Origin of the sequence: Quadrisphaera granulorum (genome assembly GCF_003149145.1) — a bacterium.
Classification (GTDB): Bacteria; Actinomycetota; Actinomycetes; order Actinomycetales; family Quadrisphaeraceae; genus Quadrisphaera; species Quadrisphaera granulorum.
Genome location: NZ_QGDQ01000026.1, coordinates 1 through 15,751 on the forward strand (window position 1 = coordinate 1; position 15,751 = coordinate 15,751).

The window sequence follows — 15,751 nt, forward strand, 5'->3', positions numbered from 1 at the left end:
CCGGTCCCATTCCGAACCCGGAAGCTAAGCCCACCTGCGCCGATGGTACTGCCCGGGAAGCTGGGTGGGAGAGTAGGTCACCGCCGGACATCCTTCATCGAGGGGGATCGTCTACCGCGTCGAAGCGGTAGACGATCCCCCTTCGACGTGTTGCCCCTCATTTCTCAATCACCATTTCCACCGCCGAGGAGAACCCGTGCAGGACGACGAGCAGCGCCGGAGTGACAGGACGTCAGCACCGCGCTCGGGCGGACCCCGCAGCAGCGGTCAGCGCGGCACAGGAGCTCCACGAGGCGGCGGCGCCCCTCGCGGTGCCGGTGCCTCGCGAGGCGGGGCCGCTCCCCGGGGCGAGGGTGCGGCGCGGCGGACGTCGTCGGGATCTGGTGGCGACTTCCGCGGCGGCCCTCCTAGCGCCGGTGGGCGCCCCGCTGCTGGCGGCAGCACTGGCCGGTGGACCCCCGGGTCTACGGGGTCCTCTCGGCCGCAGTCGTCGGCTCGACCGTCACGCGGGTCTGCACCCGACCGTGGCGCTCGAGGAGATGCAGGTCAGTCGGGCTCCGGACGTCCGTTCCGTGGGCGAGACGACCAGCGCCCCAGCGCAGGGGCGCCCGGGCAGCGTTCGTCAGGCCCCGCGCGTCCGTTCCGCAGCGGCCCGGCTGCCGGGGGAGCCGGGCGGCCTGTTGCCCGATCCACCGGTGAGCGCACCGGGGACCGGTTCGGCGACCGCACCAGCGACCGTGGGAATGACCGCGCCAACGACCGCGGAAGTGACCGCTCTAACGACCGCGGGACCTTCCGCAGCGACCGCGGCGGCGAGCGTTCCTGGGGAAGCGACAGGCCAGCGGGCCGTTCTGGCGGATATGGAGCTCCGCGGTCTGGAGGCCCGACGTCCTGGTCCGGCCCTACCGGCTCCAGGAGCGGTGCGCCGTCGCGCGGCCCCGCCGGTGCGGGCGCTGCTTCCCGCGGGGGCGGCCGTCCGGGGACGGGCGGACCGGCGCGCTCCGGCGCGGCAGCGGGTCGTCCGAGCGCGGCTCGCCCCTGGGACCGTGACCGTAGCGCTCCGTCCACGGCGCGTCGCGGCCCTGCGCACCGCGACGAACCTCGCCTGCCGGAGGGCATCACCGGCATCGAGCTCGACCGGGAGGTGCGCTCTGACCTGCTGACGCTGTCGAAGGACACCGCCGCCGTCGTCGCCCGCCACCTCGTGGCCGCCGGTCGTCTCCTCGACACCGACCCCGAAGCCGCCTACGCGCACGCAGCTGCCGCGGCCCGCCGGGCCGGCCGCATCGGCTCGGTCCGTGAGGCCGCGGGGCTCGCCGCCTACGCCGCAGGTCGTTACGAGGACGCGCTGCGGGAGCTGCGCACTGCCCGCAGGCTCACCGGCTCCGACGTCCACCTGCCCGTGCTTGCCGACTGCGAGCGCGGGCTGGGCCGTCCCGAGCGCGCTCTCGACCTGGCCGCGACGCCTGAGGTGTCTCGGCTGGATCTGGCCAGCCGCATCGAGATGCGCATCGTCGCCGCAGGAGCCCGGCAAGACCTCGGCCAGGCCGAGGCCGCCGTCGTCTCCCTCCAGGGTCCCGAGCTCGAGGGCAAGGGCCGCGAGCCCTGGCGCGCGCGGCTGCTGTCGGCGTATGCCGACGCCCTCGAGGCCGCTGGTCGGCACGCTGAAGCGCAGGTCTGGTTGCAGCGCGCCGCGGCTGCCGACACCACTGGCGAGACCGGTGCGGCGGACCGTCTGAACGGTGACGACGAGGAGCCGTTGGAGGACGTCGTCGTGTACGACCTCCTCGAGGACGCCGAGGACGCCGAGGACGCCGAGGACGCCGAGGACGCCGAGGACGCCGAGGACGCCGAGGACGCCGAACCCCGCAGCTGAGCCGTTTTCCCGACCTTCATCGAGAGCCCCGCGGCGCCGTCCGCGGGGCTCTCGTCGTACCGTCACCAGGTGTCCAGCGATCCCGGTGCCCCCAGCGGCGGCGCCTACGAGTGGCTGCAGCGCGGACTGGCGCTGCTCAGCAGCGGAGATGCCGAGGCGGCGGCCGTCCTTCTCGAGCGCGCCAACCGTGACCAGCCCGGATCGGCGAGCGTTCTCGAGGCCCTCGCGCGGGCCCAGTTCGACGCCGGCCGCATCGGTGAGGCCGCGCACACGTTTGCCGCGCTCGTCGAGGCCGCTCCTGACGCCGACTACGCGCACTTCGGTCTCGGGCTGAGCCTGACACGCCTCGACAGGTTCGCCGAGGCAGTGGAGCACCTGGCGTTGGCCGTCGCCATGCGTCCCGACCGCCCCGAATACCGGGACAGCCTGACCCAGGCGCGCGCCACGCTGCGCGCCCGCAAGGAGGCCTCCCATGGCTGAGACCCCGCAGATCACGCCCACGTCCCTCGCCGAGGCGCACGACCTGCTGCTCTTCGACCTGGACGGCGTGGTCTACGTCGGCGAGGACGCCGTGCCAGGCGCCGTCGAGGCCATCAGCCGCGCCTACGACGACGGCCGTGCCATCGGTTACGCCACCAACAACGCGAGCCGCACCCCGCAGGAGGTGGCCGAGCACCTGCGCCGCCTGGGGATCCCCGCCCGTGACGAGGAGGTCACCAACTCCTCCCAGGCCGCCGCTCAGCTCGTCGTCGAGCGCCTTGGACAGGGCGCGCGCGTGCTCCCCGTCGGCGGGCCCGGCGTGCGCGCCGCGCTCGTCGAAGCGGGGCTTGTGCCCGTGACACCCGCCGATGACCAGCCGGCTGCCGTCGTCCAGGGGTTCGGCCGTCAGCTCGGGTGGTCCGACCTCGCTGATGCTGCCGCGGCGATCCGCGGCGGGGCCCTGTGGGTGGCCACCAACACCGACCTCACCCTGCCCACCGAGCGCGGCCCGGCCCCGGGCAACGGATCGCTTGTGGGCGCGGTCCGCAACGCCGTTGACGTCGACCCCCTCGTGGCCGGCAAGCCCGAGCCGACCCTGTTCCACGCGGCCGCTCGACGTGTTGGCGCTGAGCGTCCCCTGGTGGTGGGCGACCGGCTCGACACCGACGTCGCCGGAGCCGTCCGCTCGGAGATGACGGGCGCCCTCGTGCTCACCGGCTTGACCAGCGCGCTGGCCCTGCTGTCCGCCGCGGCGGGGGAGCGTCCCGATCTGGTGCTGCCCGACCTCGGCGCCCTCCACGCGCCACCGCCGTCGCGCGCGCGCCTGGTCGAGGGCGGTGCTGTGTGCGGCGGTGCCCGTGCGGTGCTCGACGGCACCATCCTCAGCGCGACCGGTGCTGCACCGGGCGCGTCGCTGGCCGACCTCCTCGACCTCCTGCGTGCGGCGTGCGGCGTGGCGTGGGCTGCCGCCGACGCCGGAGCCGGGACGGTGACGCCCGACCCTGCCCTCGCCGCGGCCCTCACCGACCTCAGCGCCCGCTGCCGTCGCGCACAGCCGTCGAGCTGACCTGCCCTTCCGCCGGGTAGCGTGAGGACGGCGCCCGCGCGCCGACCGGCACCTGGGCACGGGAGGGGAGCCATGACCTTCGAGGGACTGCGCAGCTACGCGCAGGCCGCCAACGACCTCTCCGCCATCGCCCGGGGACGCCTGCTCGAGGCCGTCCGGGAGGCCGTGCGGAGCGAGATCGAGCGCGCCGGTGCCGCCGTCGGGCTGGCCACCGCCGAGGAGGTCGCCGCGCTCCGGCGCTCGGTCGACAGGTTGCAGCGCCGCGTCTCCGCCCTCGAGGGCACCCCGCCCGGGAGCGAGAAGGAGACCAGGACGACGACGGCGGCCGCCTCCGAGGCGCCTGCTGCGCGTCCCGCTCGACGTCCCTCTGCCGCTCGCGCCCGCGCGACTGCTCGCGGCGGCGTCGGCTCCCGCCCACCCGTGGGTGCCCCGCACTCCACCCGCCCCTCGTCTCCGGCGGCACCTCCGCCGGCACCGGAGGAGGCCGGCTCGGCAACGGTTTCGGATGCTCCGGAGTCCGTGACGGGCACGACGTCGTCGTCGGGCACCCGGCCGCAGCGGCGTTCGGCGCCGAGCACCCCGCGTCGCCGTTCCACGACTGCCGCGAGCAGGGCTGAGCCGAAGAAGACCGAGGACGACGCCACCGAGGCGCCCGCCTCCAAGGCCCATGCCGAGCCCGAGACCACGGCTCAGGCTTCGGCTGAGACCAAGCCAGCGGCGGGCACGGCGAGCGGCCGTGTCACGCCGGTCCGGCGTCCCCGCAAGCCCGCGGTGGACACCACCGCCGCCGAGGACTCTCAGGACAAGGGCGGGTCCTCGTGAGCGAGATCCCGCACACCGGTGACGCCACGGTCGACGCCGCACTGGACTCCCTGCGCGGTGTCGCCTCCGCACCCGACGCCGACCCGCTGGCCGCGTCTCGTGCGCTTGCCGCGGCGCACGCCGCCTTGCGCGCGCGCCTCGCAGACTCGGGAGTCGACGCGGGATGATCGCCCGGTGAGTCCCGGGGCACGACGCCTGCGCCTCGACGCCGAACTGGTGCGGCGCGGCCTGGCTCGCTCTCGCGAGCATGCCGGCGAGCTGGTCGCGGCCGGCCGTGTCACTGTCGGCGGGTCGGTGGCGTCCAAGCCGGCCACGCAGGTCGAGGCGAGCGCCGCCGTCGTCGTCAAGGACGATGTCGACGACGCCGGCTGGGCCAGCCGCGGCGCCCACAAGCTCCTCGGCGCTCTCGAGGCGACGGGCGTGCCGGTCGAGGGGCGGCGGTGCCTGGACGCCGGCGCATCCACCGGCGGGTTCACCGACGTGCTGCTGCGCGCGGGCGCGGCGTCCGTCGTCGCCGTCGACGTCGGCTACGGGCAGCTGCTGTGGCGGCTGCGCAACGACGAGCGCGTCGAGGTGCACGACCGCACCAACGTGCGCGAGCTCACCCCCGAGCAGGTCGCTCCGGCGCCTGAGCTCGTCGTGGCGGACCTGTCCTTCATCTCGCTGCGCCTCGTGATGCCCGCGCTGGTGCGCTGTGCCGCGCCGGAGGCTGACCTGCTGCTCATGGTCAAGCCGCAGTTCGAGGTCGGGCGCGAGCGCCTCGGCTCCGGAGGGGTGGTCCGCGACCCCGCGCTGCGCGCGGCGGCGGTCCAGGAGGTGGTCGCTGCGGCAAGCGAGCTGGGCTTGCGCCTCCTGGCCTGCGCGGCCAGCCCGCTGCCGGGACCGAGCGGCAACGTGGAGTACTTCGTGCACCTGCGCCGCGGAGACCCGCTGCCGCCCGACGACGTCGAGCAGCTGGTGGCCACCGCCGTCGCCGAAGGACCGGGAGGAACGCCGTGAGGCGCGTGCTCGTGCTCACCCACACCGGGCGTCAGGACGCCGTCGACGCCGCGCGTCAGCTGGTGGCGCTGCTCGACGCCGCGGGGATCGAGCCGGTGCTGCTCGACGACGAGGCCGCCGACATCCCCGACTGCACGGGCGTGCGCCGCGTGCGGCCGGGTCAGCTCGACGGCATCGAGCTCGTCGTCGTCGTCGGCGGTGACGGCACGGTGCTGCGCGGCGCCGAGCTCGTCCACGGCACGGGGGTGCCCCTGCTGGGAGTGAACCTGGGCCGGGTCGGCTTCCTCGCGGAGATCGAGCGCGACGCGCTGGAGAGCACGGTCGCGCACGTCGCCGCGCGTGACTACGGCGTGGAGGAGCGCCTGACGCTGCAGGTCGACGTCGTCGAGGGCGGCGTCGTGCGCGCGACGTCCTGGGCACTCAACGACGTCAGCGTCGAGAAGGGCGCGCGCGAGCGGGTGCTGGAGCTGGTCACCGAGGTCGACGGGCGCCCGGTGTCCACCTACGGTTGCGACGGCGTGGTCATGGCCACGCCCACCGGCTCGACGGCGTACGCGTTCTCCGCGGGCGGCCCCGTGGTCTGGCCCGGCGTGGAGGCGCTGCTCATGGTGCCGATCTCCGCGCACGCGCTGTTCGCGCGCCCGCTGGTGGTCAGCCCCGACTCGGTGATGGCGGTGGAGGTGCTGGAGCGCAACCACACCGACGGCGTGGTCTGGTGTGACGGGCGCCGTGCGGTGCAGGTGGGCCCCGGCGCGCGCATCGAGGTCCGTCGCGGCGCGGAGCCCGTGCGGCTGGCGCACATCAACACCGGCCCGTTCACCGACCGGCTCGTGGCGAAGTTCGGCCTGGCCGTCGGTGGCTGGCGCGGCCCTGACGACGGCAAGCTCGGCGGCGCTGTGGGCCCGTTCGGGGGAGCCGGCCACTCCTCGACGCGGCGCCCGTCGGGGCCGCGCGGGCAGAGGTGAGGGGCGTGCTCGAGGAGGTCCGCCTGCGCAATCTCGGCGTCATCACCGACGCCACGCTGGAGCTGTCCGGAGGATTCACCGTCATCACCGGTGAGACCGGCGCCGGCAAGACCATGCTCGTCACCGGGCTCGGCTTGCTGCTCGGTGCCCGTGCCGACGCCGGCGCCGTGCGCCGCGGCGCCGACTCCGCCCTCGTCGAGGGCCGCTTCGTCGTGACCCCTGGCAGCCGGGCCGCCGAGCGCGCCGCGGAGGCAGGCGCCGAACTCGACGACGACGTGCTCATCGTCGCTCGCAGCGTCTCGGCCAGCGGCCGCGGGCGCGCCCACGCGGGAGGGCGCTCCGTGCCCGTCGCGGTGCTCTCCGAGCTCGCCGACGACCTCGTCGCCGTTCACGGCCAGTCCGAGCAGGTGCTGCTGCGCTCCCCGGCGCGGCAGCGGCTGGCCCTGGACAGGTTCGCCGGGGCTGCCGTCGCCGAACCGCTGGAGCGGTACACGGCGGCCTGGCGCCGCCTGGGGGTCCTGGACGCCGAGCTCGCTGAGATCACCGCCACCGCGCGCGAGCGCGCCGCGGAGGCCGAACTCCTGCGTGCCGGGCTCGGGCAGGTCGAGGCCGTGGCACCCCAGCCCGGGGAAGACCGAGCGCTGGCGGTCGAAGCGGACCGGCTCGACCACGCCGAGGAGCTGCGCGCCGCCGCGGCGCTCGCGCACGCCGCCCTCACCGGTGACCCCCTCGCCGATGACGCACCCGACGCCGCCTCCCTGATCGAGGCCGCACGCAGGCCGCTGGAGGCCGTCCGCGAGCACGATCCCGACCTGGGCTCACTAGCCGACCAGCTGGCCGAGGTGGGCTACCTCGTCGCCGACGCCGCTGCCGAGCTCGCCTCAGCAGCCGAGGCCGTCGAGGTCGACCCGGTACGCCTGGCCGCCGTCCAGGAGCGGCGCGCCGCGCTCGCGGCGCTCGTGCGGGCGCTGCCCGTCTCCGTACCCGACAGGTCGGCGAGGGCGAATGACGACGACGAGTCCGCGCCGACCGGTGTCGACGCCGTCCTCGCGTGGGCCGAGCAGGCCTCACCGCGGCTGCTGGAGCTGGACGGCGACGGCGACCGCACCGCCGACCTGCGCGCCGAGCGCGCCGAGCTCGTGGGGCAGCTGCTGCAGCTGGCCTCGGAGCTGACCGCGGCGCGCACCGAGGCCGCGCAGCGACTGGGGGAGCTGGCCACCGCCGAGCTACCGGAGCTCGCGATGCCGCATGCGCAGCTGCTCGTGCAGGTGTCGCCGTCCCCGGCCTCGGCGGGAGACCGGGAAGGGCTGCCGGGGCTCGGCGCCTCCGGCGCCGACGACGTCGCCCTGCTGCTGCGGCCCTCGCCCGGTCAGGTCGAGCGGCCGCTGGCCAAGGGCGCCTCCGGTGGTGAGCTGTCACGGGTCATGCTCGCGCTGGAGCTGGTGCTTGCCGCCAGCGACGTCGTCCCGACGTTCGTCTTCGACGAGGTCGACGCCGGCGTGGGCGGCAAGGCGGCGGTGGGGATCGGGCGGCGCCTGGCGCGGCTCGCGCGCGACCGGCAGGTCGTCGTCGTCACCCACCTGCCGCAGGTCGCGGCGTGGGCTGACCAGCACCTGCGGGTGGCCAAGGCCGTCGACGGGCAGGTCACCGTGAGCGGTGTCACCGCGCTGGACGGAGAGGAGCGCGTGGTCGAGCTCGCGCGCATGCTCGCAGGTCAGGAGGACTCCGGCTCGGCTCGCGCCCACGCCGAGGAGCTGCTGGTCGCTGCGGCGAAAGAGCGGTGACCCCAGCGAGCCCGACCGACCTCGGGGCGCCGCTGGTAGGCTGGCAGCCCGTGGCGAAACGCGGAACCCAGGGTCAGCACGGCGGCATCACCCGGCACATCTTCGTGACCGGCGGGGTTGCTTCCTCCCTCGGCAAGGGCCTCACGGCCTCCAGCCTCGGCCACCTGCTGCGGGGTCGCGGGCTTCGGGTCTCGATGCAGAAGCTCGACCCGTACCTCAACGTCGATCCGGGCACCATGAACCCGTTCGAGCACGGCGAGGTGTTCGTCACTGACGACGGCGCCGAGACCGACCTCGACATCGGCCACTACGAGCGCTTCCTCGGGGTCGACCTCGACGCCGCGGCCAACGTCACCACCGGCCAGATCTACTCCACCGTGATCGCCAAGGAGCGGCGCGGGGAGTTCCTCGGGCACACCGTGCAGGTGATCCCGCACATCACCGACGAGATCGTCGAGCGGATGCGCGCCCAGGCCAAGCCCGGGCCCGACGGAGAGCCGGCGCCCGACGTCATCATCACCGAGGTCGGCGGCACCGTCGGCGACATCGAATCGCTGCCGTTCCTCGAGGCTGCCCGCCAGGTGCGCCAGCGGATCGGGCGCGACAACTGCTTCTTCGTCCACGTGTCCCTGGTGCCCTACCTGGGTCCGTCGGGGGAGCTGAAGACCAAGCCGACGCAGCACTCGGTGGCCTCGCTGCGCAGCATCGGCATCCAGCCCGACGCGATCGTGCTGCGCTCGGACCGCACCGTGCCGGAGTCGGTCAAGCGCAAGATCGCCGCGATGTGCGACGTCGACGAGGACGCCGTGGTCAACGCCGTCGACGCCGCCTCCATCTACGACATCCCCAAGGTGCTGCACGCCGAGGGCCTGGACGCCTACGCCGTCCGCCGCCTCGACCTGCCCTTCCGCGACGTCGACTGGACGGCGTGGGACGAGCTGCTGCGCCGCGTGCACCGCCCCACCAACACCGTGGTGCTAGCGCTGGTGGGCAAGTACATCGACCTGCCCGACGCGTACCTGTCGGTCACCGAGGCCATCCGCGCCGGCGGCATCGCCTGCGACGCGCGGATCCAGCTGCGCTGGGTCGCCTCCGACACCTGCACCACGCCCGAGGGCGCCCGCCGTGAGCTGTCCGGGGTCGACGCGGTGTGCGTCCCCGGCGGCTTCGGGGTGCGCGGCATCGAGGGCAAGCTCGGGGCGCTGCGCTGGGCGCGCGAGAACCAGGTGCCCACCCTGGGCCTGTGCCTGGGCCTGCAGTGCATGGTCATCGAGCACGCCCGCAACGTCGCCGGGATCGAGGGCGCCAGCAGCACCGAGTTCGACCCGGGCACCCCCGCCCCCGTCATCGCGACCATGGCCGAGCAGGAGCACATCGTCTCCGGCGACGGCGACCTCGGCGGCACGATGCGCCTGGGGCTGTACCCGGCGGTGCTGGCCGAGGGCTCCGTCGTCGCCGAGGCGTACGGGTCCACCCAGGTCTCCGAGCGCCACCGGCACCGCTACGAGGTCAACAACTCCTATCGGGGCCGCCTGGAGGAGGCCGGCCTGGTCTTCTCCGGTACCTCTCCCGACCGTGGTCTGGTCGAGTACGTGGAGCTGCCGCGCGACGTGCACCCGTACTACGTGGGCACCCAGGCGCACCCGGAGTTCCGCTCCCGCCCCGACCGCGCGCACCCGCTGTTCCAGGGCCTGGTGGCGGCAGCGCTGGCGCGCCAGTCCTCTGAGCGGCTGCTCGAGGTCACGGCGTGACCGCTGCTGCTGGAGGAGCCGTCGGGGGAACTGTCGGGGGAGGTACCGGGAGGCTGCCGGCCAGCGCGACGGCGGGGGCCTCCGGGGCACCGCTCGACGAGCTGGTCACGTCCGCGCCGCGCACCAGCGAGGTCCTGCACCGCGGGTACGTGTGGGACCTCGTGCGCGACGTCGTCACTCTCGACGGCGTCGCGGACGGCGCGCTCGGCAGCGGCACGGTGACCCGGGAGCTGCTGCGCCACCCGGGCGCGGTCGGTGTGCTCGCCCTGGACGAGCAGGAGCGGATCCTCCTGCTGCGCCAGTACCGTCACCCCGTCGAGCACCTGCTGTGGGAGCTGCCCGCGGGCCTGCTCGACGTACCGGGGGAGCCGCCCCACCTGGCGGCCGCCCGCGAGCTCGCCGAGGAGGCGGACCTGCGCGCCGGCACGTACCACGTGCTGCTCGACTGGTTCCTGTCGCCGGGCGGGTCCGACGAGGCGTTCCGCCTCTTCCTGGCGCGCGACCTGACCCCCGTGCCCGAGGCCGAGCGGCACCAGCGCACCGATGAGGAGGCCGGCATGGTCTCCACCTGGGTGCCGCTGGAGGCTGCGCGCGACGCCGTGCTGGCCGGTGACCTCAACAGCCCGAGCCTGGTAGCGGGCGTGCTCGCGGCATGGACCGCGCGCGAACGCGGGTGGTCCGAGCTGCGTCCCCTCGACGCGCCGTGGCCCCAGCACCGGGCCTACCGTTAGGTCCATGCCGCTGCTGCGCCGTTCCAAGTCCGAGGACTCCGCCGCCGACAAGGCCCTGGCCCAGGCCGCGTCCGACGAGGCCGACAAGGGCCGCCTCTCCCAGGCCGCCACGCAGCTGGTGCGTCGCCTGGTGGACCTCGGCATCGACGGTGCCGGGCCGCTGGCACCGGCCGCCGAGGCTGCCGCGGCGGCCCGTCGCAAGCACCCCCAGGTCGACGACGCCATCGACGCGCTGGTCTCCTCTTCCACCCGCTCCGCGGCCGTCGGCGGCTTCGTCACGGGGCTGGGCGGTTTCATCACGCTGCCGGTGGCGCTGCCGGCCAACCTGCTCGGCTACTACGTCATCGCCACCCGCACGGTCGCCGGGACCGCCGCACTGCGGGGCTACGACCTCTCCTCGGAGGAGGTCCGCTCGGCCGTGCTGCTGGTCCTGGCCGACGAGGACGGCGGCGCGCTCCTGGCGAAGTTCGGCCTGGCAGGCCCCGGCGGTCTGGTCACCCGGCTCGCGCGCAAGCAGCTGACCGGCCCCGGCCTCGCCGTGCTCAACAAGGCCATCGGCTTCCAGCTGCTCTCGCGCCTGGGCCGCTCGGGGCTGTCGCGTCTCGGTCGCGGGCTGCCCCTGGCCGGTGGCCTGCTCGGGGCCGGCCTGGACGCTTACGCCCTGCGCCGCACCGCCAAGGCTGCCCGCGCAGCCTTCCCGCTGCGCCGCGGCGAGGTGGGGAGCGCGCTGGACTCGGGGCTGTGAGCGGATCCGCGAGCCGCGCGGCCCGCAACGGCCCGGGGGCGTTCCGGGTGCTGTGGTGGGCGCTGCGGCGGCGTCGTCGGCGGGGCAGCCCCGGGACGACGACGCTGCTCGGCAGCCTGCCGCGCCTGGTCACCGCGGTGCTCTCCGGCCAGTACACCGGCTGCTCGCGGGGCCGGCTCGCGCTCATGGCCGCTGCGGCCGCCTACGTCGTCTCCCCGGCCGACCTGCTTCCCGAGGGGCTGCTCGGCCCCATTGGCCTCACCGACGACGCCGCGGTGCTCGCGTGGCTCACCGGGGCGCTGCTGTCCGAAGGTGAGGCGTTCCTCGCGTGGGAGCGCGAGCAGCGCACCGCGGGTGCACCGGGCGCCGCGGGCACACCGGGCGCCGCGTCGCATCGGACACGGCGTGGGCGGGGCGGGCGCCCCGACGTCGTCCCCGGAGACGTCCTGAGCTAACCGCGAGGCCACACAGCACACCGCGTCGTCCGCCCACAGTCGTCACGCGAGACGCCCGCCAGGCGGGTCCGTCCACACCCGCGCGAGCGGCCTGTCCCCCGCGTCGGCGCTCGGCGAGCGTGGCGGCGTGACCCAGGCAGAGCGCACCGTCATCCGCAGCGGTAGCCCCTTCGAGGTGCTGTCCTACGCCGAGAACACCCTCGGCTTCCGCCCCCGTGAGAGCCTCCTGCTGGTCTCGCTGCGTCCACCCCGCTGGCGCACCGGCATGGTCGGGCGGATCGACGTCGAGGCCGCCGACCACCCCGAACTGGTCGACGAGGTGGTCCGCGCGGTGGTCGCCGACGGTGCTGGGCGTTGCTTCGTGGCGCTCGTCACCGATGAGGGTGAGACGTCCTGGACGCGGCGCCCCGCACGCCGCACCCGTCGGGTCGTGCCCCGTCCCGGCCGCGGACCTGCCAGCTCGTCGGCCCCGTCGGCCGGCCGCCCGCTGACAGGCCTGCTGGGCCTTCCCGCCGTCGAGCGCGCCGAGCGCGTCTGCGCGGCCCTGCTCGCCGCGGGTGTGGAGGCCGAACCGTGGCTAGTGCACCGCGGGCGCCTGCACTCCTACGCCTGCGACCGCTCCTGCTGCCCCGCCGAGGGCCTCTCGCTCGACCAGCTCGCATCCACGCACATGGCCGCTGAGATGGTGCTCGCCGGTCGGGTCGTCGCTCCGGACCGCGCCACCTGGGAGCGGAGTCTGCGCGCGGCCGTCGCCGCCCGCCCGGTCGGTCCCGTGGTCAGTCCACGACGCCCCACCGACCCCGACGAGCTGGCCGTGCAGCAGGCGCTGGCTGCCCTCGAGGCACGGGGTCGGCGAGGCCGCCCGGCCGACCGCGCCGTGCGCAGCGCCTGGAGCGAGCTGCTGCGCGCCGAGGACCACGCCCCGGGGGCCGCATCGCGGCTGGACGCCGAGCAAGCCGCGGTGCTGCTCGACGCGCTGCGCCGGCTCCCCGTGCGCGACCAGCTGCTGGCCACGGTCATGCCGGTGGCAGCTGGGCCGAACGTTCCCGGCATCGACCCCAGCGGCTCCCCGATCGACCCGGCGATCGACCCAGCCAGCGACCCGGCACTCGACCCCGACGTTGCGCTCGCGGTGCTCGAGCAGCTGGCCCGCCGGGCGCCGAGGCTGTGGCGTGCCGCCGCGACCGGGTGCGCAGCCTGGATTGCCTGGTGCGCGGGGCGAGCTCCCGTGGCGGGCGTGTGGGCCGAGGCAGCCCTCGAACTGGATCCGGCGCACTCGCTGAGCCAGCTGGTGCAGCAGGCGGTGGCCTGTGCGGTGCCCCCGCCGGGGATGCCGATGGGACAGACGGGTGGTGCCGGCGCCCCGAATGCGTCCACATCGTGAGACGAAGTGGAGTGCCGCTGCCAGGCTGCCTATCCTCCCAGCCAGGTCATGAGTGCCAGCGCGAAGCCCCGGCTTGCTGGCCGGCAACCCCCGCCCGCGGTGGGGTGCCCCGGGTGATGACCCGGCCGCTGCCCATACGGGCACGGCAAGCGCGGGCCACGGGCTCGGCGGACCGAGCGCCGCCGTGCCCTGGCCCCAAGAGGTCAGGGGAGCGATTCCTGTGAACGACGGTTGGTCCTTCGAGACGCGGCAGATCCACGCCGGCCAGAGCCCCGACAGCGCCACCGGCGCCCGTGCCCTGCCGATCTACTCCACGACGTCCTACGTCTTCGACGACGCCAAGGACGCCGCGGACCTGTTCGCGCTGCAGAAGTTCGGCAACATCTACACGCGCATCATGAATCCCACCACCGACGTGGTGGAGCAGCGCGTCAACGCCCTCGAAGGCGGTGTGGGTGCCCTCGCCGTCGGGTCGGGCCAGGCCGCGGAGACCCTCGCGCTGCTCAACGTGGCCGAAGCGGGTGACCACGTGGTGGCCAGCGCCAGTCTCTACGGCGGCACGTACAACCTGCTGGGCCGCACTCTGCCGAAGTTCGGCATCCAGGTGACGTTCGTGCAGGACCCCGACGACCTCGACGAGTGGCGCGCCGCGGCGACCCCGCGCACCCGGGCGTTCTTCGCCGAGACGGTGTCGAACCCGCGCTCGCACGTGCTCGACATCGAGGGCGTCTCGGGCGTGGCCCACGAGGTGGGTGTACCGCTCATCGTCGACAACACCGTCGCCACGCCGTACCTGCTACGCCCGCTGGAGCACGGCGCCGACGTCGTCGTCCACTCCGCCACCAAGTACCTGGGGGGCCACGGCACGGCCATCGCCGGGATCATCGTCGACGGCGGCACGTTCGACTACGGCCAGGGCGACAAGTTCCACGGCTTCACCACCCCCGACGAGAGCTACAACGGTCTGGTCTACGCCCGTGACCTGGGGGTCGGCAGCGCGCTGGGCGCGAACCTGTCCTACATCCTCAAGGCGCGCGTGCAGCTCCTGCGCGACCTGGGCGCTGCGCTGGCACCGTTCAACAGCTTCCTCATCGCGCAGGGCCTGGAGACGCTCAGCCTGCGCATCGAGCGCCACGTCGCCAACGCCACCCGCGTCGCCCAGTGGCTCGAGCAGCGCCCCGAGGTGCTGTCGGTCTCCTACGCCGGCCTGCCGTCCAGCCCGTGGTACGAGCGCGCGCAGAAGTTGCTGCCGCGCGGCGTCGGGGCCGTGGTGGCCTTCGAGATCGACGGCGGTGCGGAGGCGGGGCGCCGCTTCGTCGAGGGCTTGTCGCTGCACAGCCACGTCGCCAACATCGGTGACGTGCGCAGCCTGGTGATCCACCCCGCCTCGACCACCCACAGCCAGCTGGACGTCGAGCAGCAGCGCGCCGCCGGCGTGACGCCCGGGCTGGTACGCCTGGCCGTCGGCCTGGAGGGCATCGAGGACATCCTCGCCGACCTCGAGGCCGGCTTCACCGCAGCCAAGGGCGCATGAGCGGGGCCGCCCGCGGGCAGGGAACCAACCGTCCCCTGCGTCCGGTCACCGGGGCGTGGCGCGAGGGCGACCCGGCGGGTGACCGCCGCTTTGCCGACCTCGGCCCGCTCGACCTGGAGGCCGGCGGGTCCTTGCCCGCGGTGCGGCTCGCCTACGAGACCTGGGGTCGTCTCACCCCCGAGCGCGACAACGCTGTGCTCGTGTGCCACGCCCTCACCGCCGACAGCCACGTCGTCGGTGCGGCGGGTCCGGGCCACCCCACCGCCGGCTGGTGGTCGGAGCTGGTCGGGCCCGGACTGGCCATCGACACCGACCGATGGTTCGTCGTGGCGCCCAACGTGCTCGGCGGCTGCCAGGGCAGCACCGGGCCGTCCTCGACCGCTCCCGACGGCCGTCCCTGGGGCAGTCGCTTTCCCTATCTGACCATCCGCGACCAGGTGGCCGCAGAGATCGCCCTCGCCGACGCCCTCGGCATCGGCACCTGGGCGGTCGTGGTGGGCGGGTCCATGGGGGGCATGCGGGCCGTCGAGCACGCGGTGACCCACCCCGAGCGGGTGCAGCGGCTGCTCGCCGTGGCCACCACGGCCCGGGCGACCGCCGACCAGATCGCCTGGTGCGCCCCGCAGCTCGCGGCGGTCCGGACGGATCCGGGCTGGAACGGGGGCGACTACTACGACGCGGTCCCCGGGCAGGGGCCGCACCGTGGCCTCGGCCTGGCACGGATGATCGCCCACACGACCTACCGCTCCGCCGAGGAACTCGACGCACGCTTCGGGCGCTCGGCGCAGCCGGGCGAGCAGCCGATGGGCGGCGGCGGGCGGTTCGCGGTGGAGTCCTACCTGGAGCACCACGCCGACAAGCTCGTGCGCCGCTTCGACGCCGGCTCCTACGTGGTGCTCACCGAGGCCATGAACAGCCACGACGTCGGCCGCGGTCGTGGCGGCACCGCCGCGGCGCTCGCCCACGTGACGGCCCGCACGCGCGTCGTCGCCGTCGACACCGATCGGCTCTACCCGGTGTCGCTGTCGCAGGAGATCGCCGACGGCGTTCCCGGCGCCGAGCTCGACGTCGTGACGTCGCCGTACGGGCACGACGGGTTCCTCATCGAAAGCGGCGCCATCGCCAAGGTCGTCGAGGAGCTGCTCGGGAGCTGACAGCG

15 protein-coding genes, 1 rRNA gene and 1 riboswitch are annotated in these 15,751 nt (G+C 74.7%); all 16 genes read left to right on the top strand.

What is annotated here, in order from left to right; all coding sequences use genetic code 11:
* Positions 1-89, top strand: a 5S ribosomal RNA gene (rrf, locus tag BXY45_RS17455); the annotation flags it as partial.
* A 1,055-nt stretch (positions 90-1,144) separates the two neighbouring features.
* Entirely contained in the window at positions 1,145-1,876 is a 732-nt protein-coding gene (locus BXY45_RS23420; RefSeq protein ID WP_170131577.1) for a hypothetical protein, read from the top strand.
* Between the two features lie 69 nt (positions 1,877-1,945).
* A complete protein-coding gene (locus tag BXY45_RS17465) occupies positions 1,946-2,356 on the top strand; it encodes a tetratricopeptide repeat protein (protein WP_109775811.1) in 411 nt (136 codons plus the stop codon).
* Positions 2,349-3,422: an HAD-IIA family hydrolase gene (locus BXY45_RS17470; RefSeq protein WP_109775812.1), complete on the top strand. Its 1,074-nt coding sequence runs from the start codon at positions 2,349-2,351 to the stop codon at positions 3,420-3,422. Before BXY45_RS17465 ends, BXY45_RS17470 begins: the two co-directional genes overlap by 8 nt.
* 72 nt (positions 3,423-3,494) lie before the next feature.
* Positions 3,495-4,244, top strand: coding sequence for a hypothetical protein (locus BXY45_RS17475; RefSeq protein ID WP_109775813.1), 750 nt, complete (start codon positions 3,495-3,497; stop codon positions 4,242-4,244).
* Entirely contained in the window at positions 4,241-4,411 is a 171-nt protein-coding gene (locus BXY45_RS23425; protein WP_170131578.1) for a hypothetical protein, read from the top strand. The genes BXY45_RS17475 and BXY45_RS23425 overlap by 4 nt, the downstream gene beginning before the upstream one ends.
* A gap of 7 nt (positions 4,412-4,418) precedes the next feature.
* Positions 4,419-5,243 (top strand): TlyA family RNA methyltransferase, encoded by an 825-nt coding sequence (locus tag BXY45_RS17480; RefSeq protein ID WP_109775814.1) that lies wholly within the window; start codon positions 4,419-4,421, stop codon positions 5,241-5,243.
* On the top strand, positions 5,240-6,208 hold the full coding sequence (locus BXY45_RS17485) for an NAD kinase (protein ID WP_109775815.1): 969 nt from the start codon (positions 5,240-5,242) through the stop codon (positions 6,206-6,208). The genes BXY45_RS17480 and BXY45_RS17485 overlap by 4 nt, the downstream gene beginning before the upstream one ends.
* A gap of 5 nt (positions 6,209-6,213) precedes the next feature.
* Entirely contained in the window at positions 6,214-7,992 is a 1,779-nt protein-coding gene (gene recN, locus BXY45_RS17490) for a DNA repair protein RecN (RefSeq protein ID WP_109775816.1), read from the top strand.
* A gap of 50 nt (positions 7,993-8,042) precedes the next feature.
* Positions 8,043-9,743 (top strand): CTP synthase, encoded by a 1,701-nt coding sequence (gene pyrG / locus BXY45_RS17495; RefSeq protein WP_245961896.1) that lies wholly within the window; start codon positions 8,043-8,045, stop codon positions 9,741-9,743.
* A 53-nt stretch (positions 9,744-9,796) separates the two neighbouring features.
* Entirely contained in the window at positions 9,797-10,474 is a 678-nt protein-coding gene (locus BXY45_RS17500; RefSeq protein ID WP_109775852.1) for an NUDIX domain-containing protein, read from the top strand.
* 4 nt (positions 10,475-10,478) lie between these two features.
* Positions 10,479-11,219 (top strand): EcsC family protein, encoded by a 741-nt coding sequence (locus BXY45_RS17505; protein ID WP_109775817.1) that lies wholly within the window; start codon positions 10,479-10,481, stop codon positions 11,217-11,219.
* Positions 11,216-11,674: a YkvA family protein gene (locus BXY45_RS23910; RefSeq protein WP_211319708.1), complete on the top strand. Its 459-nt coding sequence runs from the start codon at positions 11,216-11,218 to the stop codon at positions 11,672-11,674. The genes BXY45_RS17505 and BXY45_RS23910 overlap by 4 nt, the downstream gene beginning before the upstream one ends.
* 127 nt (positions 11,675-11,801) lie before the next feature.
* Positions 11,802-13,058, top strand: coding sequence for a DUF4192 domain-containing protein (locus tag BXY45_RS17515; RefSeq protein WP_170131579.1), 1,257 nt, complete (start codon positions 11,802-11,804; stop codon positions 13,056-13,058).
* 44 nt (positions 13,059-13,102) lie between these two features.
* A riboswitch (SAM riboswitch) is annotated at positions 13,103-13,216 on the top strand.
* Positions 13,217-13,278: 62 nt separating this feature from the next.
* Positions 13,279-14,592, top strand: a complete 1,314-nt coding sequence (locus BXY45_RS17520; RefSeq protein ID WP_109775819.1) for a bifunctional o-acetylhomoserine/o-acetylserine sulfhydrylase — start codon at positions 13,279-13,281, stop codon at positions 14,590-14,592.
* On the top strand, positions 14,589-15,746 hold the full coding sequence (metX, locus tag BXY45_RS17525; protein WP_109775820.1) for a homoserine O-acetyltransferase MetX: 1,158 nt from the start codon (positions 14,589-14,591) through the stop codon (positions 15,744-15,746). The genes BXY45_RS17520 and metX overlap by 4 nt, the downstream gene beginning before the upstream one ends.
* Positions 15,747-15,751: the final 5 nt, after the last annotated feature.

What these genes read in the sequence shown, in the direction of transcription:
- BXY45_RS17505 (WP_109775817.1), top strand. Translation starts at nt 10,479, where the DNA reads ATGCCGCTGCTGCGCCGTTCCAAGTCCGAGGACTCCGCCGCCGACAAG.
- BXY45_RS17475 (WP_109775813.1), top strand. Translation starts at nt 3,495, where the DNA reads ATGACCTTCGAGGGACTGCGCAGCTACGCGCAGGCCGCCAACGACCTC.
- metX (WP_109775820.1), top strand. Translation starts at nt 14,589, where the DNA reads ATGAGCGGGGCCGCCCGCGGGCAGGGAACCAACCGTCCCCTGCGTCCG.
- BXY45_RS17470 (WP_109775812.1), top strand. Translation starts at nt 2,349, where the DNA reads ATGGCTGAGACCCCGCAGATCACGCCCACGTCCCTCGCCGAGGCGCAC.